Raw genomic sequence first — 23922 nt, forward strand, 5'->3', positions numbered from 1 at the left:
GATTTGTGCACCAAATCGGGTGCTTGGCCCCCGGTTTGGTCAGGCTGGCCGTCGGAAACGGCCGTTTTGGGTGCATCGCTCCGGCAGAATGCGGTCGATGTCGTGGAGTCCAGAGTGAACAGGCCTTTTCGTGTGCGAGTGCTGTTGACCGGGGCGGTGCTCGCGCTTGGGCTGTTCTTGACCTTTGCCGCGGCGCGTTTGCAACAGCAGAACATCGACGCAGCCACCAGGGCAAAGTTTGAGCGCCAGGTGGAACTCGTTGAAGCAGAAATCGAGCGGCGGTTCCGGCAGCCGGTGCATGGACTCAATGGAGCGCGCGGGATCTTTGCCGTCAATCCGGCAGTCAGCAGAAACGCTTTTCGCGCCTACGTGAACTCCCGCAACCTGCAGGAGGAGTTTCCTGGTGTCCGTGGATTCGGCTTTGCTCAGCGTGTGAGCCGGGACGACTTGCCCGATTTCGTCGCCGCCGAGCGACGCGACGAAGCTCCCCATTTCACCGTGCGGACCGTCGGCAATGCGCCCGATCTGTACGTGATCAAATTCCTTGAACCCGTCGCGATCAGCCAACCGGCTCTGGGGTACGACATCGGGTCCGAAAGCACGCGCAGACAAGCGATCGAGCGTGCCGTGTCGACAGGGAGCCCCACGCTCAGCGGTCGCATCTTCCTGCAATCCGAAAGACAGCGCCCTGGCTTCCTCTACATGACGCCGGTGTATCGAAGCGGGAAGGATCCTGGCGTCATGCAACAGCGTCAGGCCGAATTGCTCGGGTTGCTGTTTTCCCCCATCGTGGCCGAAGACCTGCTCGCTGGCAGCGCGGGCGGCTCGGATCGGCAGATCGACTTTTCGTTGTACGACGGAGATGCGGAGCCTGGCAATCTTCTCTTCGCCAGCAAATCTCTTGCTGGCACTCCCGGGGGGAGCACCCTGCACGCCGACGAAAGCACTTCGCGCAAGGCCGTGCAAGAAATGACTGCGCGGCTGCCGATCGGTGGCAGGCAGCTGACCCTTCGCGTGAACACCACGCCCGCCTTCGAGCACGACCTGGATCGCTGGATTCCGACGTCATTGCGCGTGGGCGGCGTGCTCGTGAGCCTTTTGTTGGCGCTCACCATGTGGTTGCTTGCCACAGGACGCGCACGTGCCTACGCACTGGCACAAGCTATGACGACCGATCTGGAGCGACTGGCGGCTGTCGTGCGGCACACCTCCAATTTGGTGGTGATCACCGATCGGGATTGCAAGATCCAGTGGTTCAATGACGCGTTCGCGAGCTTCTATGGCTATACGTTCGAAGATGCGCGCGGTCAAACACCGCTTCAGCTTCTGGGCAGCGGCAGGACCGATCCCGAGACTTACGCCGTCATGAATCGCGCTGCCGAGGCGCAGACGAGCTGTCGCGTCGAAGTCGTCAATCGATCGAAGGACGGGACGCACCACGCCATCGAACTGGAGGTGCAGCCCCGCCACGACGCCCAGGGTCGCTTGACGGGATTCATGGAAATCGGCCTTGACGTCACCACCCGAAAACACGCCGAAGAGCAGCTGCGCCGCAATCACGCGATGCTGAAAAGCATCATGGAGAACCTGCCTTGTGGCCTGAGTGTGTTTGACGGCCAACTGCATCTCGCCGCCAGCAATCAGCAGTTTCGCGAGCTGCTCGATCTGCCGGACGAACTCTTTTCAGGGCGATCGGTTCGCTTCGAGGACGTGGTTCGCAACAACGCCGCGCGCGGCGAGTACGGCCCCGGACCCGTCGAGGACATCGTGGCTGGAATGCTCGAACGTGCGCAGTATCCGACGCGCATGGTGTTCGAGCGAGAGCGGCACGACGGCAAACCGCTCGAAGTGCGCAGTGCACCGATGCCTGGAGGCGGGTTCGTCACGACCTACATGGACATCTCGGAGCGAAAGAAGATCGAGCGGATGCAGCATGAGTTCATCTCGACCGTCTCGCATGAACTGCGTACGCCGCTGACGGCGATCTACGGTTCGCTCAGCCTGCTGGGTTCGGAAACGGCGGGTCCGCTGCCGCCCGATGTCCAAGAGCTTGTCGCCGTCGCACACAAGAGCTGTGAGCGATTGATGCGCCTGATCAGTGATGTCCTCGATGTCGAGCGTATCCAGGCGGGGCTTATGCACTACGCGAAATCAAGGCAAGCGCTGGCGCCGCTCGTCGACCAGGCCGTTGGGGCCATGCGGGCCTATGCCGATCAGTTCCACGTATCGCTCGAATTTGAAAGCCGTCTCGACAATCTGTACGTCGAAGTGGACCCGGACCGCATCGTTCAAGTCCTGGTGAACCTCATTTCCAACGCGGTCAAGTTCTCCAAGCCCAACCATCCGGTATCCGTTCGGATGTCCATGGTCGACGGGCAAATCCGTGTCTGCGTGTCGGATCAGGGTATCGGGATCCCGGCGGAGTTCCGCCCGCGAATCTTCGATCGATTTGCTCAAGCCGACGGGTCGGACCGTCGAGCACAAGGGGGAACCGGTCTTGGCCTGAACATCTGCAAGAGCATCGTCGAGGCCCACGGCGGGCGTATCGACTACATCAGCACCGTGGGTGTCGGCACGGAGTTCTTCTTCGACCTGCCTGGGGTTTCCGGCCCCTGAGCGGCCGGTCTCATTGATCCTTCCAGTGGGCCTTGCGCTTCATCGTTCCCCAGCGGGCCTTGTGCCGCACGGCCCATCGAACCAGCCCAATGAATCTCCAGGTCGTGTTGAGCTGACGATAGCCGAAGTTTTCCAGAAGAGCGACCAGGCCCAGCAGCGCCACTTGCCGAAGCTTCGGGTACAGATGGAAAGACATCTCCTCGAGCAAGAGGCCTGATGCTGAAAGCAGGACGCCCAATCCCAGCGCCAGGAACATGAATGCGCCGAACGCGGCCCAAGAAACCAGCCCCTGCAGGGCTGCAAAAAGCAGGAGGACGCAGCCGGCGACTTCGATCAAAGGTCCCAGCCATTCAAACAGGACCATGAATGGAAAAGCAAGCCATCCGGGTGCCCCGCCGCGCGAGCTGAACATCAGGCCCCAGTTGCTGGTGAGGCTTTCGCAGAGGCCATGCTGCCATCGGATGCGTTGGTTTCGCAAGGTGGCCAAGTCTTCCGGGGCCTCGGTCCAGCAAACGGGCTCCGGGACGAATTCCATCCGGTAGGGCTGGCCGCGCTGGCGCAGGATGCGGTGCATGCGCACCACCAGTTCCATGTCTTCGCCGATGGTCCGCGTTCGGTAGCCACCCACTTCAACCACGGTGTTCGTGCGAAACAGCCCGAATGCGCCGGAGATGATCAGCATGGCGTTCAACTGTGACCACCCGAGCCGTCCGAACAGGAACGCGCGCAGGTATTCGACCACTTGGCAGAGTGCCAGGAAGTTGCGCGGCAACGCGACGCGTGTCAAGACGCCGTCTTGCACTTCGCAACCGTTCAATATCCGCACCGTTCCCCCGCTCGCCACCATCCGGGGATCACGCAGGAATGGTTTGACCACCCGCTGCAGGCTGTCTCGCTCGAGCACGGAGTCGGCATCGACGCCGCAGAACAACGGATAGCGTGCGGCGTTGATGCCTGCGTTGAGCGCATCCGCCTTTCCGCCGTTTTCCTTGTCTACCACGCGCAGGTTGCGAAAGCGCGGGGAACGATAGACCGTACGTATCGGTGCGGTCTGGAGGCGCAGTCGATAACTTTCGGGGAACGGGACGAGCGAAAACTCCTGCACCAGCATTTCCAGGGTCGCATCGCTCGAACCGTCATTGATGACGATCACCTCGAACTCCGAGTAGGTCAGCTGAAGCATGGAGCGCACCGACGCCGCGATGCTGGCCTGCTCGTTGAAGGCCGGCATCAGGATGCTGATGGCCGGCTCCAGTCCGGAGTAGATTTGCGGCAAGTCATCGAGCAGCTTGGCCTGGTTGTCCCGGTGGAGCCTGACGAGGCTCAGGAAATTGAGCGCGAGATAGGAGCCGTTCAGCAGAACGAAGTAGCCAAAGATGAACCACGTCGCGAGTTCAACGATCAGCTGCTGTGTGATAGGAGACCTCGTTCGGCAAAGACATGATCGAGCGCCAGTCGGCCCAACCGATCGTCGCTGAGGCGCTTGAGCCCGTCGAGACTTTCGTGTGCGAGGAACGGCAGGCTCACCAGCGCATGGGCTGCTCGGTAGCGGACCCACCATTCGCTGTCGCCGAGCATCGCAGCGAGTTGTGGAACGTCTGACGGGACGGCCACGTGAGCCAGGGCATGGACAGCCCGCACCCTGACACGCCAGTCGGTGTGCGCCAGATGCGAGAGCACGGCGGGCCGGACAGCGAAGGTATTCGCCAGGCGCAGCGCGGCCGCAATGATGGTGGGCTCTTTCTCCGAGTTGAGCAGGCCCAGCAGCGCAGCGTCGGGCAGTTGGGTGCGCAGCACTTCGAGCAACTGGAGGCCGCGCAGCTTCTGGGCGGACGGCAGCGCGGCGACCCTTGGAACAAGAAGCGACTCGAATGTGACGCGCGCTTCGCCCAGCATCCGCGCCAGCCGGGGAATTTCCCAATCCGGGCGATTCAGCACCGACGGCATGAGGTGGTGTGCTCCGGCGATGGGATCGATTTGAATCATCGCCCTGGCCGCGGTCAGCGATGCAATGGTTTCTTTAGTTTGGACAACGATCTGCAGCGCGGCCCAGGCCCTGCTATCGCGCAGATGGCCCAGCGTCAACATGGCGAGCAGGCGCTCGGTTGGATTCCCGTCCCGGAGCAGGCGGCGGGCCAGCTCATCGCAGCGCAGTTGAAGAGCGATCTCGTTCAAACGGACTGTGGCATCGCCACGCAAGGACTCCTGCATGTAGTTCCACAATTTGAGAAAGGCCATCTGATCTTGCAATCTAAGCGGCGGCAGCAAGTACTGCGCAGGGCCTGACAAGGCACCCAAAAGCGCGGGCTGCCAAATCGCCTTGAACTCCTTCTGCTCCCTCTCTTGCCGCTTCAGTCGTTCGCGCAGAGCAATGATCAGCCCGGCCAGCACCAGGTTAAGACCCAACACGGCAACTCCGGCGATGAGACCGAAGGCCACCAGCGGCTCAAAAGCTGTATTGAACACCGAGTCGAATTCCGCTTCGGGAGTAGAAGGTGCCCTGGCGAATTCGCTCCAGCGAGTACGTCAGGGCCCAGGCTGGATCGAACCAGTGCCGACCGGTCAAAGCCACGGTGCGGACGTCCGCCAATACCACGCGCTGCTCGCCGATCGCAGTCGCCTCCCGACCGGCCGCGAGGATCAGTCCCACGACATTCTTGTCTCCGTAGTAGTAGCTGCCCCGCAACTCGACCCCCTGCGCGTAGGTGCCCAGCGCTTGAGTTGGCCGCCATGCGACGGACCAGCTGAACGACGACACGTAGCGCTCCAGCCGCACGAGGCCCTGGCGGACCGTGGTGTTGTCATACGCGGTGGTCTTGAAGCCCCCGTGCAGCAGCCACGCGGGTGCGAACTCGTACTGGATCGCCGCCCCCAGCTCATGCCTGGGCAAGACGCGATGCGAGGGACTGAAGCTTGCTTCCATCGAGGCGACGAAGCGCGGGTCGAGCGGCACTGTGTAGGCCAGACCGGCCGAGGTGTCGTCAAGGCCGAACCGGTCTGTCCGCCTGACATTCATGGAGAGGAGTTCGCGCGGGCCGTACGCGCGGGCGAGCCGCAGCGACGTTTCCCGCCAGTCCGCGAATCCCTTGCTCAATGATTGGTGCTCGGCCGCGACTTCGATCGAATCCCCGTGATCGACGGGTCCGGCCCAGGCGGCGACGAGTGGCCCGGCAAACAGGATGCCGGCGACCGCACCACGCCTCACGAGGGTGCCTTTGCGTACCGGCGAACGCGCGCCAGCAGTTCGTTGGGAGCGAATGGCTTCTGGACGTAGTCGTTGGCACCTGCATCCAGCGCCCGCACCACGTCCTGCTCTTGCGTCTTGGCACTCAGCATCAAAATGGGGACGGACCGCCAGGTGATGCTGCCGCGGATCAGCCGGATGAGTTCGAAGCCGTCCACGAAGGGCAGCATGACGTCGAGCAAGGCGATGTGCGGCGGCGATTGAGCTTCGATGAACTCCTTGGCCTTGCGGCCGTCCCGCGCCAGGGCAACCTTGTACTGCTCCCGCTCCAGCATGAACTTCAACAGGTACGCAATATTCTCATCGTCCTCAACAACGAGAACCGAGGCCTGCTTCGTAGTCGGAAGGTTCATAAGAGATGGCGGATGTTTGGATCAGCGCTTGCAGTGGACGTCGATCTTCCAGCGATGGAAATTCTCCGCAGATTGTGCGGCCAAATAGCGCCCTCGCGCGCTGTCCGAAGCGCGCGCGAGTCGCGGCTCGCATTGCGAGTCCGCCGACGTGGAACACCGAGTTCCAGGGTAACGTCCAAATGAAAACTAATGCGCTATCTGCGACTCAACACCTAGTCCATCTTTGCACCGGAGGCCTTGACTGCCTTTTCCCAGCGCGGGGTTTCAGCCGCGAGGAACCTTGCGAAGTCCTCGCTATCGAGGAAAGCTGGGTCGGCGCCCTGACTCACCATGCGATCGCGCACCTCGGGGCTGGTTAGCACCTGCTTGAAGGCGTCGCTGAGCTTGGCCACCACGTCCTTCGGCGTGCCGGCCGGCGCAAGAAAACCGTAGAAGCCGACCACCTCGAAGCCCTTGATGCCGCTCTCGATCACGGTCGGGATATCGGGCAGGGCGGGATTGCGCGCGGCGCTGGTGACCGCGAGCGCGCGCACCTTGCCCTGCTTGTGATAGTTGGCTGCCTGCGGGATCGACTCGGCCATGAACTGGACCTGGCCGCCCATGAGGTCGGTGAAGGCCGGCGCGCTGCCGCGGTAGGGGATGTGGACCATGAAGAGGCCGGTGGCGGTCTTGAACATCTCCGGCACCAGGTGGCTGATGCCGCCGTTGCCGGCCGAGCCGTAGTTGATCTGCCCCGGGCGTGCCTTGGCATAGCGCACGAACTCCTGCAGGCTGTTGACCGGCAGCTTGGGCGTGACGAGCAGCGCCAGCGGCTGCATCGCGGTGCGCGCGATCGGCGTGAAGTCCTTCAGCGTGTTGTAGGGCAGCTTGCTGTAGAGCGCCCCGTTGATCACCGCCACGCCCGTGTTCGCCAGCATCAGCGTGTAGCCGTCGGCCGGACTCTTGGCCACCGCGTCGGCGCCCACCGATCCGCCCGCGCCGGGCTTGTAGTCGACCAGCACCGGCTGGCCGAGCACGGCCTGCAGCTTGTCGGTGAGCAGGCGCGCGTGCTGGTCCAGCGGACCTCCGGCCGGAAAGCCGATCACGACCTTGATGGGTTTTTCCGGAAAGGCGGCGGTGGCGTGGGCCGACGCCGCCATCCACAAGGCCGCGATGAGCGTCCTGGTGCTGCTGTTCATGTTCGTCCCCTCGTTGTGGCGGACGATCATAAACAGCGGCCCGCCGCCGCAGGCTTCAGCTGCGCAGCTTCGCCTTCAGGGTGATCTCGGGCACGCTGGCGAGCGCCTTGGAGAGCGGGCAGCCGGCCTTGGCGCCGGCCGCCAGTTCCTGGAACTTGGCGTCGTCGATACCGGGAATGGTGGCTTCGAGCTCGAGCTGGATGCGGTCGATCTTGAAGCCCGCGCCGTCGCGGGCCAGGCGCACCGCGGCCTTGGTGTCGATCGCGTCGGCCGTGAAGCCCGCGCCTTCGAGCGCGAAGGCCAGCGCCATCGTGAGGCAGCCGGCGTGTGCCGCTGCCAGGATCTCTTCGGGGTTGGTGCCGCGCTTGTCGTCCTCGAAGCGGCTGGTATAGCCGTAGGGGTAGTCCTTCAGCGCGCCGGTTTCGGTGCTGATCTGGCCCTTGCCGGCCTTGCCGGCGCCTTCCCAGTGAACGCTTGCGTGCTTGTCTGCTGCCATGTGAGCTCCTTTGGTGGGTGGGGTGGAACGACCTGCCGTTGTACGGCAGAACGCGCCGGGAGTCACCCAGGTGACGCCGTCGGGGCTTCCCCGATGCGAGGCGCGCGCCCGGCATCGTAGGCTCGGCGCTGATTGGAGACTGATCACCGTATGGACCGCCCGCACTACAAGTTCTGGCCAGAGCGCCTGCCTCGTTCGATCACCGTTCCCGCCACCTCGCTGTGGCACAACCTCGCCACTTCCGCGGCGCGCTTTCCGGACAAGGCGGCCATGGTCTTCTTCGGCCGCGAGACCCGCTACCGCGAGCTCGCCGACCAGGTCGAGCGCCTGGCCGGCACGCTGCATGCGCTGGGCGTGAAGCGCGGCGACCGCGTGATCCTCGACATGCAGAACTGCCCGCAGCTGGTGATCGCGCATTTCGCGATCCTCCGCGCCAATGCGGTGGTGGTGCCGGTCAATCCGATGAACCGCGCCGAGGAGCTGAAGCACTACATCACCGATCCGGATGCCAGGGTCGCCATCACCACCGGTGACCTGGCGCCCGAGCTCGCCAAGGCGAGCGACGCGCTCGCGCCCAAGGACCGGCTGGCGCACATGATCGTCACCCAGTTCACCGACGCCTTCGATGCCGACACCGGCGGCGACGAGGCGCCGCCGCCGGTGTGGCGCGACTGGCTGCTGGCGCGCCATCCGCTGCCCGCGCTGGCGGACGGCGCCGTCATGGCGTGGACCGATGCGCTGAACTCCGGGCATGCGCCGCCCGAGCACGTGGTCGGCGCCAACGACATGGCGCTCCTGCCCTACACCAGCGGCACCACGGGCCTGCCCAAGGGCTGCATCCACAACCATTCGAGCCCGATGCACAACGCCTTCGCGGGCCAGCTCTGGGGCCTGGGCTCGTGCGAGGCGGTGGTGCTGGCTGTGGTGCCGATGTTCCACATCACCGGCGTGGTGAGCATGATGCACACCACGATCCTGGTCGGAGGCACGCTGGTCATCATGCCGCGCTGGGACCGCGAGGTGGCGGGGCGCCTGATCTCGCGCCGCAAGGTCACGAGCTGGACCAACATCCCGACCATGGTCATCGACCTGATGGCCAGCCCCAACTTCGCGAACTTCGACCTCAGCAGCCTCACCTACATCGGCGGCGGCGGCGCGGCGATGCCGCAGGCGGTGGCGCAGCGGCTGCTGGAGCAGTACGGGCTGAAGTACCAGGAGGGCTACGGCCTCACCGAGACCGCGGCGCCCTCGCACACCAACCCTTTCGAGAACCCCAAGCAGCAGTGCCTGGGCATCCCCTACCTGAGCACCGATGCGCGCGTGGTCGACCCCGACACCTTGAAGGAGATGCCGATCGGCGAATCGGGCGAGATCATCATCCACGGCCCCGAGGTGTTCAAGGGCTACTGGAAGCGGCCCGACGCCACGGCCGCGGCCTTCGTCGATTTTGAGGGCAAGCGCTTCTTCCGCTCCGGCGACATGGGCCGCATGGACGAGGACGGCTACTTCTTCATGACCGACCGACTCAAGCGGATGATCAACGCCAGTGGCTTCAAGGTCTGGCCGGCCGAGGTCGAACTGCTGATGTTCCGCCACCCGGCGATCCAGGAAGCCTGCGTGATCTCCATGAAGGACGACTACCGCGGCGAGTCGGTCAAGGCCGTGGTGGTGCTGCGCGCCACGCACAAGAACACCACCGAAAAGGACATCATCGACTGGTGCCGCGAGAACATGGCGGTCTACAAGATTCCGCGCGCGGTGCAGTTCGTCGATGCGCTGCCCAAGAGCGGCAGCGGCAAGGTGATGTGGCGGCTGCTACAGGAGGCGCAGAGCAGGGGAACGGGGTCCTAGTCGCGGATTTCGACCTCGGCTTCGATCTCCACCGGAATGTCGAAGGGCAGCTCGGCCATGCCGACTGCGCTGCGTGCGTGCGCGCCGACCTCGCGCCCGTAGAGCTCGAGGATCAGGTCGGAGAAGCCGTTGATCACGGACGGCATGCGGTCGAAGCCCGGTGCCGCGTTGACCATGCCGAACACGCGGACCCAGGCCGTGATGCGGTCCAGGTCGCCGAGCGCGCGCTTCAGGCTGCCGAGCATGCCCAGCGCGGTCAGGCGCGCCGCCTCGTAACCATCTTCGAGCGTGAGCTCGCGCCCGACCTTGCCGAGCGGCTCGGCGAGCGAGCCGTCGGCATGCTGCGGTCCGTGGCCCGAGATCAGCGCCCGCTGTCCGACGATGCGCACCCAGGGAAAGGGCAGCACCGCGCCGGCGGGCATTGCAATCGGCGGCGGGAGAACCAGGCCCAGGGATTTGAGTTTGTTTTCGATGTGCGTCATGGGGTGTCGTGAATGAGCCGTCGTCCGAGGCTGACCACGTCGTCCCGCGTGTACCCGAGCTTGCGGTAGAACGCGATGACCTCGGCATTGGACGAGCGGATCAGCAGGTTGATCTTGGGGCAACCGCGTTCGATGAGCAACTGTTCCGCTTCCTGCATCAGCGCCCGGCCGATCGACAGCCTGCGATGCTGCGGCGATACCGCAAGGTAGTAGACCCAGCCGCGGTGGCCGTCGAAGCCGACCATCGCGGAGCCGAGCAGCGCGTCGTTCTCGGTGGCGACCAGAAAGAGCTCGGGCTGTTCGCCCAGCTTGCGCTGGATGTCGCGGTGCGGATCGTTCCACGGGCGCGTGAGGCCGCATGCGTGCCAGAGTGCGACGACGCTGCCTTCATCGGAGGGCTGGAAAGGGCGAATCTTCATTTATTCGAACGGCGTGGTGATGAAAGTTTGAGGCGCATCACGTGGCGGCGTTTGCCTTCGCGCCCCACCTCGGCGAAGCCTGCCTCCGCGAACACAGGCACGAAGCCCATGAAACGGTAGCTTGGCGAGTCGGCGTCCACGGGATAGGCCTCGATCATCTTCGCGCCATGCGACCGCGCGTGGCGCACCGCGGCGGCGATGAGCTGTCGCGAAATCCCCGTGCCGCGCAGTCTTCGGACGACGAAGAAGCAGGCGATCGACCAGATGCCGTCGTCGGCGCTCTGGTCGCCGACCAGGCGCCGGTAGGTCGAGCGCGGCGCAATGGAACACCACGCCACGGGCTCCTCGCCGGCATAGGCCAGCAGGCCCACCGGTGTGCCCGAGCAGACGCGCTCTTTCATCGCCGCCTTGCGGCTGGCGTCGTCCGCTTCCTTGGCTTCCGCGGACGATGCGCGCCAGGCCATGCACCAGCAATACTTGGGGCTTCCCTTGGCTTCGAACAGGCGCTCGAAGTCCGGCCAGCGCTCGGCGGAGACCTCGTGGAAGGCGAGCGGCTTTTCCACGGGGCTTTCGGCGCTCAGCCGCTCTGCTTGGCGTACAGAACCATCTGCGTACAACGGAAGAGGGCGATGGTCTTGCCCGTCTCCCGGTGCTTCACCACGGCATCCCATACCTGCGTCGTCTTGCCGAGATGGGCCGCGGTTGCCGTGCATTCGATGGTGCCGTCGCGCGCGGTGCCGAGATGGTTGGACTTGAGCTCGAGGGTCGTGAAGCCCGTCGCGCCTTCGGGCAGGTTGGCGACGCAGCCGTAGCCGCAGGAGGTGTCGGCCAAGGTGACCACGCTCCCCGCATGGAGGTAGCCGTTGGGCGCCATGAGCGATGTCTTCACGGCCAGTTCGGAACGCACTTCCGAGAGGCTCGCGTGCGTGATGACGATGCCGAGATGGCCGGGCAGGTTTTCTGCGCCGCGCTGGTTGAGTTGTTCGGGAGTCAACATGGGATGAACGCGATTCGATGGAAAGGATCAATTGTCGGGCGGTCCCTTGAGTTCGATCACGTTGCCCTCCGGATCGGTGATATAGATGGAAGGCCCCTCGCCCTCGGCGCCGTTTCGGGTCGCCAGCGGGCCGGCTTCGACCTTGTGGGCTTCGAGGTGGCGGCGAATGGCGGCCTCGTCGAAGGGCTCGACGCGAAAGCAGAAGTGATCGAGGTTGCGCCCCTCCTTGCCCGGCGCAGCACCGCCGGCGCGGCCGAGTTCGCCGTCCACCGGAACGAGGTCGACGAGCGAGCGCCCGGCGCGGAGCTGAACGAGGCCGATGGCATCCTGCCGCCGCTCGATCGTGCAGCCGAGCACCTCGCAGTAGAAGCGAAGCATCCGGTCGAGATCGATGACGCGCAGGACGAGGTGGTCGATGTCGCGGATGTGGATCATTGTGTGCTCCAGGTGGATGGGTCGCCGGTCGATCGCGTGCGCAGCATCAGCAGGGCAGGGCAGGGCCGTCGGGCGTCATGACTTCTCCGTGCGCAACGAAGCCGGCCTTCGCGTAGCTACGGATGGCGCGCCCGTTGTCCGGCGAAGGATCGGTTTGCACTTTGCTGACCTCGGGGTCCAGAAACAGGCGGTCGACGAATGCGCGCACCATCGCGCTGCCGAGGCCCGCTCCGAGCTCTTCCGCGTTGGCAAGGAACTGGTCGATGCCGCGCGCACAGGGGTCGGTTTCTTCCTCCCACCAGCCGTCGCCGGAACCCATGACTACGCAGCACTGGATGAAGCCGATGGGGCGAGCTCCGAGCAGGGCGATATAGCCGTGCGTCGTGTCGCGGCCGGCGTCGGTCAACGGCGCGAACTCCTCTTCGACCTCGGCTCGCGTGGGGGAGGGCTGCCACCATTCGCTGACGTGCGGACGGCACAGCCATTCGTGAAGCATCGGAAGGTCCGTCATCTCGAGCGGCCGGAACGACAGGGATTCAGGCGGTTTCTCGCTCATGGTGGACCACATGTTCGAACGGAAGCGCAGGCGACGCCAGCGCGCGCGCCAGGAACGACGGCCGGATATCGAGTTTGCCGAGCCTTGCGCAGTCGAACCACTCGAAGGTCAACGCGAGTTCGCCCTCGCTGCCCATGAAGGGCCCGGGTCCTGCGAGCAGGCGCGAACCCGGGGAGAGCTCCGCCAGGAAGTACAGGCCGATTTCGTGGTGCTCCCGCCCGCGGTAGTTGAAGAAGTTCTCCACCACCCACAGCATGCGTTCGCAATGCACGGTCTCCGCCAGTTCTTCCTGCAGCTCGCGCACGACTGCGGCGGCAGCGGTTTCGCCGGGCTCGACCCGTCCGCCGGGCACCGACCAGAACGGATCGCCCTCGATGCGGTGCAGCAGCACAGCGCCCTCGTGCAGCACGACCGCTGCGGCTCGCAGGTTGAAGCGATGCGTGTCGGCGTCGAAAGAGATCATGGCCGCCGGCGGAACCGTCCGCTCAGGACTCTCCCCTGCCCCTGACCTCCGCCACCACCCGCGCATGCCGCTGGAAGCTCCAGTACGCGCTGGCCCAGTCCATCAGCACCACGATGCGATTGCGGAAGCCGATCAGGAAATAAGCGTGGGCGAACAGCCAGAACAGCCAGGCCAGCCGGCCCGAGAAGCGCAGCGGCCCGAAGGGCGTGCCGAGGTCGACCACGGCCGAGTTGCGGCCGATGGTCGCGAGGTTGCCGTAGTCGCGGTAGCGGAAGGGCACCGTTTCCTTGCCCGCGATGCGGCGCAGGATGTTCACCGCCGCGGCGCGGCCCATCTGCTTGGCGCCGGGCGAGACGCCGGGCACCGGCTTCGGCTCCTTGCCCGGCCGGTGGCTCATGGCGGCCGCGAGGTCGCCGACCACGCTGATGTCCGGATGGCCCGGCACGTTGAGGTCGGGCAGCACCTTGACGCGGCCGGCGCGGTCGGTCTCGGCCCCGGTCGCGGCGGCCAGCAGGCGGCCCAGCGGCGAGGCGGCCACTCCGGCAGCCCAGATCACGCAGTGGCAGTCGATGCGGTGGCTGCCGGTGCCGGCGCCGCCGTCGCTGAAGGGCGATTCGACCGTGAGCCCGGTCTCGTCGATGGCCGTGACCTTGGCGTTGAGGCGCACCTGCACGCCGAGTTTCTGCAACTGCTCCAGCGCGCGCTGGCTCAGGCTTTCGGGCATGGCCTGCAGCACGCGCGGGCCGCCCTCGATCAGCAGCACCTCGGCGCTGCCCGGGTCGATGCGACGGAACTCGCCTTCCAGCGTGTGGCGCGCGATCTCGGCCAGCGTGCCGGCCATCTCGACGCCGGTGGGGCCGGCGCCGATCACCGCGAAGGTCAGCAACGCGCGGCGCCGCGCCGGGTCGGGCTCGATCTCGGCGGCCTCGAAGCTCATCAGCACGCGGCGGCGGATCTCGAAGGCATCGGCCAGCGTCTTCAGGCCCGGTGCCATTCGCGCCCAGCCGTCGTTGCCGAAATAGCTGTGGGTGGCGCCGGCGGCCACGATCAGGTGATCCCAGCCGAGGCGGGTGCCGCTGGCCAGCTGCACCTCGCGCGCAACCGGATCGATCTGCGTGACTTCGCCGAGCAGGGTGGTGATGTTGGGCTGGCGGCGGAACAGGAGGCGCACCGGCGCTGCGATCGAGGGCGCCGCCAGCCCGGCAGTCGCCACCTGGTAGAGCAGCGGCTGGAACAGGTGGTGGTTGGTCTTGTCGACGATGGTGACGTCCACATCGGCGCCTTGCAGCTTTCGCGCCGCCTCCAGGCCCCCGAATCCGCAGCCGACGATGACGATACGGGGGCGCTGGGAGGGGGTAGTCGTACTCATCCGCCGGATGATACGCAGGGCTCTGGCACGCACCAGCGTCTTGTGCCAAAGTGTCGCGTTCGACTGCGCGGGCTTGTCCTACGGCACCCGCCTGTCTCCATGGGCTAAAACCTTTCGATCCAAAAATTGGAGACCCCATGAATCTCATCCGGCCGGCCGCGCCTGCTGCAGACGAGTTGCGCGATCGTTTCCAGGCGGTGCGTGCGCAAAGCCTCGCTCTCGCGGCGCCCCTCTCGGCCGAAGACCAGTGCATCCAGTCGATGCCCGATGCCAGCCCGACCAAATGGCACCTGGCCCATACCACCTGGTTCTTCGAGACCGTGCTGCTGCAGCCGCATGCCACGGGCTACCGCGTCTTCGATCCGCGTTTTCACTATCTCTTCAACTCCTACTACGAGGCGTTGGGCCCGCGCCATCCGCGGCCGCAGCGCGGGCTCCTGACGCGGCCTTCGCTCGATGAGGTGCATGCCTACCGCCGCCACGTCGACGAAGCGGTGGAGGCGCTGCTCGAGACGGCGGGCGAGGGCCGGGACTGGGATGCGATCGCGGCGATCGTCACGCTCGGGCTGCATCACGAACAGCAGCACCACGAGCTCATCGTCACCGACATCCTGCATGCCCTGTCCTGCAACCCGCTGCTGCCCGCGTACCGGGCCGCGGCAGGGCCGGCGCTTCGGCTGGCCTCGGTACCGCCGCCGATGCAATGGCTGCCGCAGTCCGGCGGCCTGGTCGAGGTCGGCCATGGCGGCGCAGGCTTCGCCTTCGACAACGAGACGCCGCGCCACGCGGCGCTGCTGCGGCCCTATGCCATCGCCGATCGGCTCGTGAACTGCGGCGACTATGCGCAGTTCATTGCCGACGGCGCCTACCAGCGGCCCGAACTCTGGCTGTCCGACGGCTGGGCCGCGGTACAGGCCCAGGGCTGGCGCTGCCCGGCCTACTGGCTCGCGCCCGACGATCCGCGGCTCGCCCACCAAGGTGCGACGGCGGGCTGGCATGTCTTCGGCCTGCACGGCGTGCGGCCGCTGGAGCCCGAGGCGCCGGTGGCCCAGCTGAGCTTCTACGAAGCGGCCGCGTTCGCCGAATGGGCCGGCGCGCGGCTGCCGACCGAGTTCGAATGGGAGGCCGCACACGACGCGCCCGGCATCATGCAGATGAGCGGCCATGTGTGGCAGTGGACGCGTTCTTCCTACGACCCATACCCGGGCTTTCGCCCGCTCGCGGGCATCGCGGCGGAATACAACGGCAAGTTCATGGTCGGCCAGCTGGTGCTGCGCGGCGGCAGCGTCGCCACGCCCGAAGGGCACACGCGCCCCAGCTACCGCAACTTCTTCCCGCCGGCCGCGCGCTGGCAGTTCTCGGGGCTGCGGCTCGCGAAGGAGCTCTGATGGGCAATCCTGCATTCAACCTTCACGCGTTTCGCACCGCGCAGCGGGCCGCGCCGCTTTCCAATTTCGGCCGCGAGCTGTTCGCGGGCCTGAGCCGCGGCGCGCGCAGCATCCCGCCGAAGTTCTTCTACGACGTCGCGGGATCGGCGCTGTTCGACCGCATCTGCGAGCTGCCCGAGTACTACCCGACGCGCACCGAGCTGCGCATCCTCACCGAGTGCGCCTCCGAGATCGCGGCCCAGATCGGCCCGAAGGCCGAGATCATCGAATTCGGCGCCGGTTCGCTCACCAAGGTGCGGCTCTTGCTCGACGCACTCGATGCGCCGAAGCGCTATGTGCCGATCGATATTTCCGGCGAGCACCTCGAAGCGGCGGCACAACGCCTGCGCGACGACTATCCGCGGCTGGTGGTGCAGCCCCTGGTGGCCGACTACACCATGCCGCTGGTGCTGCCCGCGCGCGGCGAGGGCATGGGCCAGCGCGTTGGCTTCTTTCCCGGCTCGACCCTGGGCAACTTCAGTCCCGATGAAGCGCTCGCCTTCCTGCAACTGGCCCAGCGCCTGCTGCGCGGCGGCGGCTTGCTGCTCGGCGTCGACCTGGTCAAGGACCCGGCGCTGCTGCATGCGGCCTACAACGATGCGCAGGGCGTGACCGCGGCCTTCAACCTCAACCTGCTGCGCCGCGCCAACGCCGAGCTCGACACCGATTTCGACCTCGACGGCTTCACGCATGCGGCCTTCTACAACGCGCCGCTGCGGCGCATCGAGATGCACCTGGTGAGCCGCCGCGCGCAGACCGTCACGCTCGACGGCCAGCGTTTCGCTTTCGACGAGGGCGAAACCATCCACACCGAAAACTCGCACAAGTTCACCGCCGAAGGCCTGCGTGCGCTCGCGGTGAAGGCGGGCTTCAGGCCGGCCGCGGTGTGGACCGATCCCGAGCGCCTGTTCAGCGTCCACTGGCTGCAATCGCCCGCGGCACAATAAGGTGCTGCCCGCGTTCTGCGGGCATGGAGACCTTGTCATGAAAGCAACCTGGAACGGCGTCACCATCGCCGAGAGCGACGACACCGTGCTCGTCGAAGGCAACCACTACTTCCCCATGAGCTCGCTCAAGCGCGAGCACGTGACCTTCAGCAACCACAAGACCACCTGCCCCTGGAAGGGCAGCGCAAGCTACTACTCGCTGCTGGTCAACGGCGAGCTCCACACCGATGCCGCCTGGTATTACGCCGACCCCAAGCCCGAAGCGGAGATGGTCCGGGACCGCGTCGCCTTCTGGAAGGACGTGAAGGTGACGGAGTGAGCAGCGGCCTCTTCAATCCGCCGTTCACGCCGCCCGATCGACTCGTCGCCGCATTGCGCCAGGACGGCTACGTCGTCCTGAGTCCGCAAGGCGTGGTCGAGTGGCTGGGTACCTCGCTGACCGAATTCGACGCGTTGCACGGCGACTGGGACCAACTGCCGCCCGACGAATACCTGAAGGACGGCGGCCGCTATCGCACGCGGCGCCATGCCTGCTTCACGGTCGAGGATGCGGCGCTCGAACAGGTGCCGCACCGCGCACACTGGCAGCCGGTGGAATACAACGCGCTGCATGGCGGCATGCAGCGCTGGTTCGCGCCGATGGAAGCGGGAACGTTGGCGCAGCCCGCATGGCAGCGGCTGCTGCGCGGCCTGGGCGGCGTGGCGAGCGGCCTGCGCGGCACGCAGCGCTGGTACGTGGAGGCGCACCAGTTCCGCATCGACACCGCCGATGGCATCGGCCGGCCGACGCCGGAGGGCGCGCACCGCGACGGCGTCGACCTGGTGGCGGTCGCGCTGATCGGGCGCCACAACATCAAGGGCGGCGAAACGCGCGTGTTCGAGGCCGCGGGCCGTCGCGGCGAACGCTTCACGATGACCGAGCCCTGGACGCTGCTCCTGCTCGACGACGCGCGCATGATCCACGAGTCGACGCCGATCCAGCCGCTGGTCGAAGGCCAGCCGGGCTGGCGCGACACGCTGGTCGTGACCTGCCGAGCCGACGCATTTCAAGGCGATTGACGCCACTTGCCGGACCGTAGCCGTCCTACAGTCCGGCCCTCTCCCTGGATGTAAATTCGGGGTCCGGCTCGCCCTGCGAGCCCTGCGAACGAAAGAGGTCTGCCATGTTCAATCACATCCTGGTCCCGATCGATGGATCCGAAACGTCGATGCTTGCGGTCAGCAAGGCCAGCGGACTGGCGCTGGCATTCGGCAGCCGCATCACCCTGATCCACGTGGTGGACAACTATCCTTTCATCGGCGTGGGCGCCGACTATGCGCTCGGCCAGAACGAATACCTCGCAGCCGCCACCAGCAGCGCCAACGCGGCGCTGGCGCGCGGTGTCGCGGCGCTGGCGGCGGAAGGGCTGCACAGCGACCAGCGCGTGATCGACGGCCACGTGGTGCACGAAGGCATCGTCGATACCGCCGAGGCGATCGCGGCCGACCTGATCGTGATGGGCTCGCACGGGCGCTCCGGCATCGAGAAACTGCTGCTCGGCAGCGTGACGCAGCGGGTGCTGCAGGATTCGAAAGTCCCCGTGCTGGTGGTCAAGGGCTGAGGGCCGGAGGCAAAGGCTTTTTTCAGGCAAACGGCGGCGGACTCTCGAAACGCCGTACTCGCCCGTCGGCAGGGTGCATGAACTCGAGCGCGCTCGCGTGCAGCAGCAGCCTCGGCGCGCGTTGCCGCACTTCCTCGCTGCCATAGAGCGCATCGCCGAGGATCGGGTGGCCGATCGACAGCAGATGAACCCGCAACTGATGGCTGCGGCCGGTCAGCGGCTCCAGCCACAGGTGGCTCGCATGGCGCTCGGGCAGCTGGCGCTTCACGCGCCATCGCGTCTGGCTCGGCTTGCCTGATTCGGGATCGATCTTCTGCAGCGGCCTTCGCGGCCAATCGGCTGCCAGCGGCGCATCGATCAGCGCCCATTCGTCGGTGAGCGGCAGCAGCCCGTCGACGATCGCTTCATAGCGCTTGCGCATTCGCCGCTGCGCGAAGGCATCGCCGAGCGCGCGCTGCATCGCGGGGCTGCGTGCCATCAGCACCAGGCCGCTGGTGGCCATGTCGAGCCGGTGCACCACCAGCGCATCGGGCCAGCGCTGCAGCGCCCGCGCACTGAGGCAGTCCTGCTTGTCCTCGCCGCGCCCGGGCACGCACAGCAGGCCGGCGGGCTTGTCGAGCACCAGCAGATGGGGGTCTTCGTGGATCACGCGCAGCGAAGTCATGGGCCTAGCAAGTCTAGAAGCCTTTGATGCTCAGCTATCCTCGATGCAATGTCCGCCCGCGCCGCCTCGCCGAATTTTTCCGATCTCACGCGCGAGCGGCCCTTCATGCGGCTGTGGACCGCGCGGCTCTTCGGCTCGGCCGCCGCCCAGATGCTGCTGGTCGCGATCGGTTGGCACATGTACGAGCTCACCGGCAGCGCCTGGGATCTCGGCCTGGTCGGGCTCTACCAGTTCGTGCCGGCGCTGCTGCTGGCGTTGCTGGCGGGCCACATCGTCGATCGCCACCATCGCGGCCGCATCGTCGCCGCCTGCCTCGCGGTGCAGGGCGCGGTCGCGCTGCTGCTCCTCGGCGCCGTCTACACGCATCAGGACTCGCGCGGATTGCTGCTCGGCCTGTCGCTGGTGCTGGGCGCGGTGCGCGCCTTCCAGATGCCGGCGCAGCAGGCGCTGACGCCGCTGCTCGTGCCACCGCTGATGCTGCCGCGCGCGATGGCCTTCAGCTCGGCCGGCATGCAGGGCGCGATCATCGGCGGGCCGGCGCTGGGCGGTCTGCTGTTCGCGGCGGGCACGGGCGTGGTGTACGGCGCGAGCCTGCTGTTCTTCGCCGTCGGCAGCCTGCTGCTGATGCAGCTGCGCTACGACCACATGCCGGCGCCGCGCGAGCCGGTCACGCTGGCGACGGTGCTGGCAGGCGTGGACTTCATCTGGAAGCGCAAGCCCGTGCTCGGCGCCGTCTCGCTCGACCTGTTCGCGGTGCTGCTCGGCGGCGCGGTCGCGCTGCTGCCGATCTTCGCCAAGGACATCCTTCACACGGGGCCCTGGGGCCTGGGCCTGTTGCGCAGCGCGCCGGCGGTCGGTGCGCTGGCGATGTCGATCATGCTGACGCGCCGGCCCATCGAGCGGCACGTGGGGCGCACGCTGCTGATGGCGGTGGGTGCCTTCGGCGTCTGCATGGTGGTGTTCGGCCTCTCGCGCAGCTTCCTCGTCTCGCTGATCGCGCTTGCGGTCTCGGGCGGCGCCGACATGGTCAACGTCGTGATCCGGCAGACGCTGGTGCAGCTCGAAACGCCGGACGCGATGCGCGGCCGCGTGAGCGCCGTCAACTCGATCTTCATCGGCGCCAGCAACCAGCTCGGCGAGTTCGAGTCGGGCGCCACCGCGGCACTGCTGGGGCCGGTGGGCTCCGTGGTGACGGGCGGCGTCGGCACGGTGCTGGTGGCGCTCGCCTGGTTCCGGCTCTTTCCCTCGCTCGCGCAGCGCGACCGGATCGTTCGGTCAGAAGTGTGAAAACGCGTATGGCACGTCGAGCGTGACATCGCCCAGCGGCTCGGCCACGCAGGGCAGGATCCAGCCCTCGGCCTTCTCGTCGGCGCTCACGCCCGGCCACTCGATGCGGTAGCGCACCTCGCCGGCCCTCAGCTTGCTGATGCAGGTCCGGCAGGTGCCGTTGCGGCAGGAACTCGGCAGCTCGATGCCGGCCGCAGCGGCGGACTGCAGCAGCGTGAGCCCGGGCTCGGTGTCGAAGTCGAACCCGCCGGGCTCGATGCGCGCCTTCATGGCGGCGTGCCGCGCGAGGCCTGTCGCCGCTCTTCGCGCAGCATGAAGAGGTAGAGGCTTTCGACCTTCTCGCGCGCCCACGGCGTCTTGCGCAGGAACTTGAGGCTGGAGGCCACGCTCGGGTCGCTGGTGAAGCAGCGCAGCGGGATGCGCTCGCCCAGGCCCTGCCAGCCATAGTGCGCCGCCAGCGCCGTCACGATGGCCTCGAGCGTGAGCCCGTGCAAGGGGTTGCGGGGCTGCTGCGGCGCCGTCGTCACTTGTTCTTGAGCTTGCCGCGCGGGATGACCGCGGTGGTGATGGTGCGCACCGGTTCGATGCCTGCGCCTGGCGGTTTCGGCGGGGAGCTGTCCTTCTTGGGTTTCTTGGCTTCCTTGTTGCTGCGCTGTTGACTCTTGGCCATGGTGATTCTCCGGATAGATGCGAATGCAGCAGGAAGTTTAGGGCCTGCCGGCGCGGCGACAATACGGCCCTTTACCGCTTGTTCCCCCGCATCCATGTCCGACTACGAAGTTCGCCCCGCCACCATGCGCGATGCCAAAGCCATCGCCGAAGTTCACGCCGCCGCCGCCCGGGCCGCCTACACGGGCATCCTGCCCGAAGACCAGCTGCGCGCGCTGGCGCCGTCCACGCGCGAAGCGAAATGGCGCGAGGCGATCGAGTTCAGCGAGCCGCAGGTGCATGTGGCGGTGCTGGGCGAGGAGGTGGTGGGCTTCGTCGGCTTCGACCGTTCGCGCGATGCCAAGACACCTTCGACCACCGGCGAAATCTGGGCCATCTACGTCAAGCCGGAGCACTGGGGCAAGGGCGTCGGCGTCGCGCTGTGGGATGCCGCGCGCGACGGCCTCGAGGAAGAGGGCTGCACGCTGGTCACCATCTGGGTGCCGCTGCGCAACGACCGTGCGATGCGCTTCCACGAACTGGCCGGCTTCAAGCGCGAGATGAAGACCGCCAAGACCACCTCGATCGGTGGTATCAAGATCGAAGAGATCCGCCTCAAACGCAACGTCTAAAAATAAATCACGATGGCGACCAGTCTGCTGCTTCTGCTCGACGACATTGCGACCGTTCTCGACGACGTTTCCATCCTCACCAAGCTTGCCGCCAAGAAGACCGCCGGCGTGCTGGGCGACGACCTGGCGCTCAACGCGCAGCAGGTCTCGGGCGTCAAGGCCGAGCGCGAGCTGCCGGTGGTGTGGGCGGTGTGCAAGGGCTCCTTCATCAACAAGGCGATCCTGGTGCCGGCGGCGCTGGCCATCGGCACCTGGCTGCCCTGGCTGGTGACGCCGCTCCTGATGATCGGCGGCGCCTTCCTGTGTTTCGAGGGCTGCGAAAAGCTCGCGCACAAGTTCCTGCACAAGGACGAACACGCAGCCGACACGGCGCGCCACGAGCATGCGGTTGCCGACCCCGGCGTTGACGTGGTCGCGGCCGAGAAGGACAAGATCAAGGGCGCGGTGCGCACCGACTTCATCCTGTCGGCGGAGATCATCGCGATCACGCTGGGGACGGTGCAGGGCCAGCCCTTCGTGACGCAGTTGAGCGTGCTGGTCGGCATCGCGCTGGTCATGACCGTCGGTGTCTACGGCCTGGTGGCGGGCATCGTGAAGCTCGACGACGCCGGGCTCTATCTGAGCCAGCGCGAAGGCGCGGGCTCGCGAGCGCTCGGCCGCGGCATCCTCGCGACGGCGCCCTGGCTCATGAAGGCGCTCTCCATCGCCGGCACCGCCGCCATGTTCCTGGTCGGCGGCGGCATCCTGGTGCACGGCGTGCCGGCCCTGGGCCATGCGGTCGAGGCCTGGGCGCTGAACGCAGGCAGCCTGGTCGGCGGCCTCGGTTCGATGGGCGCCAATGCGGGCGTCGGCATCGTGGCCGGCGCGATCGTGCTGGGCGTGGTCGAGCTCGTGAAAAAAGCGCTCAAGAAGCGCTGAGTTCCTGGCCGGCCGCGGCCACGCGGCGCGCGATCGCCTCGACGCCTTCGTCCGAAAGGTCGTCGACGCGCAAGACCTGCCGTTCGTCCCAGCGCGCGAAATGGCTGGCCTGCGATCGCTTGTAGGCCGGGTCGTAATGCAACGCGGTCAGCTCCGCGAACAGCGAGGGCAGGTTGCGCTCGGCGGCCCATTGCTGCCAGCGCGCGATCACGACCTTGCCGTGCAATTCCTTCAGCATGGCGAGCTGGCGCGAAAGCGCCTCCGGGTCGTCGCCGAGGTAGGCGTAGTCGCGCAGCAGGTAGGCCAGGCGTGCTTCGGGCTTGGCGTCGATCTCGATCACGCGGCTCGCGCGCATGCGCTCCACCAGCGCCGTGGGTACGTTGAGGCGGCCGATGCGGCGGCTCTCGCCCTCGACGTAGAGCGGCTTTTGCGGATCGATGCGGTCCAGCAGCTCGGCGACGCGCGTCTCGAAGGCGGTCTGCGAAGGTTGCGGCACGCCGGGCAGGGCGCCGAGCAGCGAGCCCTTGTGGGCGGCGAAGCCTTCGAGGTCGAGCACCTGCTCGCCCTGCGCCGCCATGGCCTGCAGCACACGCGTCTTGGCGCTGCCGGTGGCGCCGCACAGCACGCGCAGCTCGAGCCGCGGGCAGAGGGTTTCGATCTGCGTGATCACGTGGCGGCGCCAGCTCTTGTAGCCGCCGGCGAGCTGCTGCGCGTCCCAGCCGACGAGGCGCAGCCAGGTCGTCATCGAGCCGCTGCGCAGGCCGCCGCGCCAGCAATAGATGAGCGGCTTCCAGTCGGCTGGCCGGTCGGCGAACTGCGCCTTCAGGTGCCGGGCGATGTTCGCGGCCACCATGGCGCCGCCGACCCGGCGCGCTTCGAAGGCGCCCTGTTGCTTGTAGAGCGTGCCGACTATGCGGCGCTCTTCGTCGTCCAGCACCGGGCAGTTGATCGCGCCGGGGATGTGGTCGATCGCGAACTCGGCCGGCGAGCGCGCATCGATGAGCGTGTCGAAGCGTTGGCGGTCGCCCACGCGCACCGGGTCGCGCATCAGCGGCCTCCAGACTTTTTCGCGCGCTGGAACAGGTCAACCGCGACCAGCGCCACGCCGAGCACCAGCGCGAACCAGCCGACCACGTAAGCCCCGCCTATCGTCTCGCGCCAGGCGGGCGACTGCAGGAAGTGCGGCGCGAGCAGCACCGCCGCGCCGATGAGGATGCACATGAGGCCGCGCTCGAGCATGCGCGGCGCTCTGGGGGATCTGGAAGCCATGCCCGAGTTTACGGGGCGGCACTGCGCACCAACTTCGGGCGATCCACGCTGATTCCGTGAATTATTTCCT

Annotated in this window: 30 protein-coding genes; 10 read left to right on the top strand and 20 right to left on the bottom strand. The window is 66.6% G+C overall.

Features of this window, described 5'->3' with window-relative positions:
* Nucleotides 1-114 precede the first annotated feature (114 nt).
* Entirely contained in the window at nucleotides 115-2616 is a 2502-nt protein-coding gene (locus tag ACSQ9A_RS09255; protein ID WP_436303446.1) for a CHASE domain-containing protein, read from the top strand.
* Between the two features lie 10 nt (nucleotides 2617-2626).
* Here ACSQ9A_RS09255 and ACSQ9A_RS09260 read toward each other — a convergent pair whose 3' ends face one another.
* The 6 genes from ACSQ9A_RS09260 to ACSQ9A_RS09285 form a co-directional block, all read right to left on the bottom strand.
* Nucleotides 2627-3892 (bottom strand): glycosyltransferase family 2 protein, encoded by a 1266-nt coding sequence (locus tag ACSQ9A_RS09260; RefSeq protein ID WP_436303447.1) that lies wholly within the window; start codon nucleotides 3890-3892, stop codon nucleotides 2627-2629.
* A gap of 125 nt (nucleotides 3893-4017) precedes the next feature.
* A complete protein-coding gene (locus tag ACSQ9A_RS09265; protein ID WP_436303448.1) occupies nucleotides 4018-5082 on the bottom strand; it encodes a HEAT repeat domain-containing protein in 1065 nt (354 codons plus the stop codon).
* Entirely contained in the window at nucleotides 5063-5821 is a 759-nt protein-coding gene (locus tag ACSQ9A_RS09270) for a YaiO family outer membrane beta-barrel protein (protein ID WP_436303449.1), read from the bottom strand. Before ACSQ9A_RS09270 ends, ACSQ9A_RS09265 begins: the two co-directional genes overlap by 20 nt.
* Nucleotides 5818-6213: a response regulator transcription factor gene (locus tag ACSQ9A_RS09275; protein WP_436303450.1), complete on the bottom strand. Its 396-nt coding sequence runs from the start codon at nucleotides 6211-6213 to the stop codon at nucleotides 5818-5820. Before ACSQ9A_RS09275 ends, ACSQ9A_RS09270 begins: the two co-directional genes overlap by 4 nt.
* A gap of 212 nt (nucleotides 6214-6425) precedes the next feature.
* On the bottom strand, nucleotides 6426-7391 hold the full coding sequence (locus ACSQ9A_RS09280; RefSeq protein WP_436303451.1) for a Bug family tripartite tricarboxylate transporter substrate binding protein: 966 nt from the start codon (nucleotides 7389-7391) through the stop codon (nucleotides 6426-6428).
* Nucleotides 7392-7446: 55 nt separating this feature from the next.
* Nucleotides 7447-7887 (bottom strand): OsmC family protein, encoded by a 441-nt coding sequence (locus tag ACSQ9A_RS09285; RefSeq protein WP_436303452.1) that lies wholly within the window; start codon nucleotides 7885-7887, stop codon nucleotides 7447-7449.
* A 150-nt stretch (nucleotides 7888-8037) separates the two neighbouring features.
* Here ACSQ9A_RS09285 and ACSQ9A_RS09290 point away from each other — a divergent pair, with 150 nt between their 5' ends.
* On the top strand, nucleotides 8038-9738 hold the full coding sequence (locus ACSQ9A_RS09290; protein WP_436303453.1) for a long-chain fatty acid--CoA ligase: 1701 nt from the start codon (nucleotides 8038-8040) through the stop codon (nucleotides 9736-9738).
* Here ACSQ9A_RS09290 and ACSQ9A_RS09295 read toward each other — a convergent pair.
* The 8 genes from ACSQ9A_RS09295 to ACSQ9A_RS09330 are packed head-to-tail and all read right to left on the bottom strand — an operon-like array spanning nucleotide 9735 to nucleotide 14459.
* Complete coding sequence (locus tag ACSQ9A_RS09295) at nucleotides 9735-10220, bottom strand: RidA family protein (protein ID WP_436303454.1); 486 nt, start codon at nucleotides 10218-10220, stop codon at nucleotides 9735-9737. The two genes, ACSQ9A_RS09290 and ACSQ9A_RS09295, sit on opposite strands and share 4 nt — an antisense overlap.
* A complete protein-coding gene (locus ACSQ9A_RS09300) occupies nucleotides 10217-10639 on the bottom strand; it encodes a GNAT family acetyltransferase (protein ID WP_436303455.1) in 423 nt (140 codons plus the stop codon). Before ACSQ9A_RS09300 ends, ACSQ9A_RS09295 begins: the two co-directional genes overlap by 4 nt.
* The gene (locus ACSQ9A_RS09305; RefSeq protein WP_436303456.1) at nucleotides 10636-11256 is read right to left on the bottom strand and encodes a GNAT family N-acetyltransferase; all 621 of its coding nucleotides are present in this window, start codon (nucleotides 11254-11256) and stop codon (nucleotides 10636-10638) included. Before ACSQ9A_RS09305 ends, ACSQ9A_RS09300 begins: the two co-directional genes overlap by 4 nt.
* Nucleotides 11217-11636, bottom strand: a complete 420-nt coding sequence (locus tag ACSQ9A_RS09310; RefSeq protein ID WP_436290689.1) for a PaaI family thioesterase — start codon at nucleotides 11634-11636, stop codon at nucleotides 11217-11219. The genes ACSQ9A_RS09305 and ACSQ9A_RS09310 overlap by 40 nt, the downstream gene beginning before the upstream one ends.
* A 27-nt stretch (nucleotides 11637-11663) precedes the next feature.
* A complete protein-coding gene (locus ACSQ9A_RS09315; RefSeq protein WP_093102268.1) occupies nucleotides 11664-12071 on the bottom strand; it encodes a VOC family protein in 408 nt (135 codons plus the stop codon).
* Between the two features lie 46 nt (nucleotides 12072-12117).
* Nucleotides 12118-12627: a GNAT family N-acetyltransferase gene (locus ACSQ9A_RS09320; protein ID WP_436303457.1), complete on the bottom strand. Its 510-nt coding sequence runs from the start codon at nucleotides 12625-12627 to the stop codon at nucleotides 12118-12120.
* On the bottom strand, nucleotides 12608-13090 hold the full coding sequence (locus ACSQ9A_RS09325; protein ID WP_436290687.1) for an NUDIX hydrolase: 483 nt from the start codon (nucleotides 13088-13090) through the stop codon (nucleotides 12608-12610). The genes ACSQ9A_RS09320 and ACSQ9A_RS09325 overlap by 20 nt, the downstream gene beginning before the upstream one ends.
* A gap of 22 nt (nucleotides 13091-13112) precedes the next feature.
* The gene (locus tag ACSQ9A_RS09330; protein WP_436303458.1) at nucleotides 13113-14459 is read right to left on the bottom strand and encodes an NAD(P)/FAD-dependent oxidoreductase; all 1347 of its coding nucleotides are present in this window, start codon (nucleotides 14457-14459) and stop codon (nucleotides 13113-13115) included.
* Nucleotides 14460-14596: 137 nt separating this feature from the next.
* Between ACSQ9A_RS09330 and egtB the strand changes: the two genes are divergently transcribed.
* The 5 genes from egtB (at nucleotide 14597) to ACSQ9A_RS09355 (ending at nucleotide 18434) form a co-directional block, all read left to right on the top strand.
* Nucleotides 14597-15847, top strand: a complete 1251-nt coding sequence (egtB, locus tag ACSQ9A_RS09335; RefSeq protein WP_436303459.1) for an ergothioneine biosynthesis protein EgtB — start codon at nucleotides 14597-14599, stop codon at nucleotides 15845-15847.
* Entirely contained in the window at nucleotides 15847-16833 is a 987-nt protein-coding gene (gene egtD / locus ACSQ9A_RS09340; protein ID WP_436303460.1) for an L-histidine N(alpha)-methyltransferase, read from the top strand. Before egtB ends, egtD begins: the two co-directional genes overlap by 1 nt.
* Before the next feature lie 37 nt (nucleotides 16834-16870).
* Entirely contained in the window at nucleotides 16871-17152 is a 282-nt protein-coding gene (locus ACSQ9A_RS09345; protein WP_093102278.1) for a DUF427 domain-containing protein, read from the top strand.
* The gene (locus ACSQ9A_RS09350) at nucleotides 17149-17892 is read left to right on the top strand and encodes a 2OG-Fe dioxygenase family protein (protein WP_436303461.1); all 744 of its coding nucleotides are present in this window, start codon (nucleotides 17149-17151) and stop codon (nucleotides 17890-17892) included. The genes ACSQ9A_RS09345 and ACSQ9A_RS09350 overlap by 4 nt, the downstream gene beginning before the upstream one ends.
* A gap of 104 nt (nucleotides 17893-17996) precedes the next feature.
* Complete coding sequence (locus ACSQ9A_RS09355; protein WP_093102281.1) at nucleotides 17997-18434, top strand: universal stress protein; 438 nt, start codon at nucleotides 17997-17999, stop codon at nucleotides 18432-18434.
* Between the two features lie 22 nt (nucleotides 18435-18456).
* On the opposite strand, the gene ACSQ9A_RS09360 is transcribed toward ACSQ9A_RS09355, so the two are convergent.
* Nucleotides 18457-19098, bottom strand: coding sequence for an RluA family pseudouridine synthase (locus ACSQ9A_RS09360; RefSeq protein ID WP_436290682.1), 642 nt, complete (start codon nucleotides 19096-19098; stop codon nucleotides 18457-18459).
* Nucleotides 19099-19146: 48 nt separating this feature from the next.
* Here ACSQ9A_RS09360 and ACSQ9A_RS09365 point away from each other — a divergent pair, with 48 nt between their 5' ends.
* Nucleotides 19147-20385 (top strand): MFS transporter, encoded by a 1239-nt coding sequence (locus tag ACSQ9A_RS09365; protein WP_436290681.1) that lies wholly within the window; start codon nucleotides 19147-19149, stop codon nucleotides 20383-20385.
* Here ACSQ9A_RS09365 and ACSQ9A_RS09370 read toward each other — a convergent pair.
* From ACSQ9A_RS09370 to ACSQ9A_RS09380, 3 genes are read right to left on the bottom strand one after another with little or no spacing between them, the layout of a single operon-like run.
* Nucleotides 20374-20655: a 2Fe-2S iron-sulfur cluster-binding protein gene (locus ACSQ9A_RS09370; protein ID WP_436290680.1), complete on the bottom strand. Its 282-nt coding sequence runs from the start codon at nucleotides 20653-20655 to the stop codon at nucleotides 20374-20376. The two genes, ACSQ9A_RS09365 and ACSQ9A_RS09370, sit on opposite strands and share 12 nt — an antisense overlap.
* Nucleotides 20652-20912, bottom strand: coding sequence for a VF530 family DNA-binding protein (locus tag ACSQ9A_RS09375; RefSeq protein ID WP_093102286.1), 261 nt, complete (start codon nucleotides 20910-20912; stop codon nucleotides 20652-20654). The genes ACSQ9A_RS09370 and ACSQ9A_RS09375 overlap by 4 nt, the downstream gene beginning before the upstream one ends.
* Nucleotides 20909-21055, bottom strand: coding sequence for a hypothetical protein (locus ACSQ9A_RS09380; RefSeq protein ID WP_170855465.1), 147 nt, complete (start codon nucleotides 21053-21055; stop codon nucleotides 20909-20911). The genes ACSQ9A_RS09375 and ACSQ9A_RS09380 overlap by 4 nt, the downstream gene beginning before the upstream one ends.
* Before the next feature lie 94 nt (nucleotides 21056-21149).
* Between ACSQ9A_RS09380 and ACSQ9A_RS09385 the strand changes: the two genes are divergently transcribed.
* Both ACSQ9A_RS09385 and ACSQ9A_RS09390 read left to right on the top strand, forming a co-directional pair.
* On the top strand, nucleotides 21150-21665 hold the full coding sequence (locus tag ACSQ9A_RS09385) for a GNAT family N-acetyltransferase (RefSeq protein ID WP_093102287.1): 516 nt from the start codon (nucleotides 21150-21152) through the stop codon (nucleotides 21663-21665).
* A gap of 12 nt (nucleotides 21666-21677) precedes the next feature.
* Nucleotides 21678-22583, top strand: a complete 906-nt coding sequence (locus ACSQ9A_RS09390; RefSeq protein ID WP_436303462.1) for a DUF808 domain-containing protein — start codon at nucleotides 21678-21680, stop codon at nucleotides 22581-22583.
* On the opposite strand, the gene mnmH is transcribed toward ACSQ9A_RS09390, so the two are convergent.
* Complete coding sequence (mnmH, locus tag ACSQ9A_RS09395) at nucleotides 22570-23631, bottom strand: tRNA 2-selenouridine(34) synthase MnmH (protein WP_436303463.1); 1062 nt, start codon at nucleotides 23629-23631, stop codon at nucleotides 22570-22572. The genes ACSQ9A_RS09390 and mnmH overlap by 14 nt on opposite strands.
* Nucleotides 23631-23852: a hypothetical protein gene (locus ACSQ9A_RS09400; RefSeq protein ID WP_093102292.1), complete on the bottom strand. Its 222-nt coding sequence runs from the start codon at nucleotides 23850-23852 to the stop codon at nucleotides 23631-23633. Before ACSQ9A_RS09400 ends, mnmH begins: the two co-directional genes overlap by 1 nt.
* Nucleotides 23853-23922: the final 70 nt, after the last annotated feature.

This window comes from Variovorax sp. LjRoot290 (assembly GCF_964253985.1).
Lineage (GTDB): Bacteria > Pseudomonadota > Gammaproteobacteria > Burkholderiales > Burkholderiaceae_C > Variovorax.

Coding starts and splice junctions, on each gene's coding strand:
- ACSQ9A_RS09315 (WP_093102268.1), bottom strand. CDS start 12,071: ATGATCCACATCCGCGACATCGACCACCTCGTCCTGCGCGTCATCGAT.
- ACSQ9A_RS09370 (WP_436290680.1), bottom strand. CDS start 20,655: ATGAAGGCGCGCATCGAGCCCGGCGGGTTCGACTTCGACACCGAGCCC.
- ACSQ9A_RS09275 (WP_436303450.1), bottom strand. CDS start 6,213: ATGAACCTTCCGACTACGAAGCAGGCCTCGGTTCTCGTTGTTGAGGAC.
- ACSQ9A_RS09300 (WP_436303455.1), bottom strand. CDS start 10,639: ATGAAGATTCGCCCTTTCCAGCCCTCCGATGAAGGCAGCGTCGTCGCA.
- egtD (WP_436303460.1), top strand. CDS start 15,847: ATGGGCAATCCTGCATTCAACCTTCACGCGTTTCGCACCGCGCAGCGG.
- ACSQ9A_RS09285 (WP_436303452.1), bottom strand. CDS start 7,887: ATGGCAGCAGACAAGCACGCAAGCGTTCACTGGGAAGGCGCCGGCAAG.
- ACSQ9A_RS09330 (WP_436303458.1), bottom strand. CDS start 14,459: ATGAGTACGACTACCCCCTCCCAGCGCCCCCGTATCGTCATCGTCGGC.
- ACSQ9A_RS09320 (WP_436303457.1), bottom strand. CDS start 12,627: ATGAGCGAGAAACCGCCTGAATCCCTGTCGTTCCGGCCGCTCGAGATG.
- ACSQ9A_RS09380 (WP_170855465.1), bottom strand. CDS start 21,055: ATGGCCAAGAGTCAACAGCGCAGCAACAAGGAAGCCAAGAAACCCAAG.
- ACSQ9A_RS09365 (WP_436290681.1), top strand. CDS start 19,147: ATGTCCGCCCGCGCCGCCTCGCCGAATTTTTCCGATCTCACGCGCGAG.
- ACSQ9A_RS09360 (WP_436290682.1), bottom strand. CDS start 19,098: ATGACTTCGCTGCGCGTGATCCACGAAGACCCCCATCTGCTGGTGCTC.
- ACSQ9A_RS09355 (WP_093102281.1), top strand. CDS start 17,997: ATGTTCAATCACATCCTGGTCCCGATCGATGGATCCGAAACGTCGATG.
- ACSQ9A_RS09280 (WP_436303451.1), bottom strand. CDS start 7,391: ATGAACAGCAGCACCAGGACGCTCATCGCGGCCTTGTGGATGGCGGCG.
- ACSQ9A_RS09390 (WP_436303462.1), top strand. CDS start 21,678: ATGGCGACCAGTCTGCTGCTTCTGCTCGACGACATTGCGACCGTTCTC.
- mnmH (WP_436303463.1), bottom strand. CDS start 23,631: ATGCGCGACCCGGTGCGCGTGGGCGACCGCCAACGCTTCGACACGCTC.
- ACSQ9A_RS09325 (WP_436290687.1), bottom strand. CDS start 13,090: ATGATCTCTTTCGACGCCGACACGCATCGCTTCAACCTGCGAGCCGCA.
- ACSQ9A_RS09290 (WP_436303453.1), top strand. CDS start 8,038: ATGGACCGCCCGCACTACAAGTTCTGGCCAGAGCGCCTGCCTCGTTCG.
- ACSQ9A_RS09295 (WP_436303454.1), bottom strand. CDS start 10,220: ATGACGCACATCGAAAACAAACTCAAATCCCTGGGCCTGGTTCTCCCG.
- ACSQ9A_RS09310 (WP_436290689.1), bottom strand. CDS start 11,636: ATGTTGACTCCCGAACAACTCAACCAGCGCGGCGCAGAAAACCTGCCC.
- ACSQ9A_RS09345 (WP_093102278.1), top strand. CDS start 16,871: ATGAAAGCAACCTGGAACGGCGTCACCATCGCCGAGAGCGACGACACC.
- ACSQ9A_RS09400 (WP_093102292.1), bottom strand. CDS start 23,852: ATGGCTTCCAGATCCCCCAGAGCGCCGCGCATGCTCGAGCGCGGCCTC.
- egtB (WP_436303459.1), top strand. CDS start 14,597: ATGAATCTCATCCGGCCGGCCGCGCCTGCTGCAGACGAGTTGCGCGAT.
- ACSQ9A_RS09385 (WP_093102287.1), top strand. CDS start 21,150: ATGTCCGACTACGAAGTTCGCCCCGCCACCATGCGCGATGCCAAAGCC.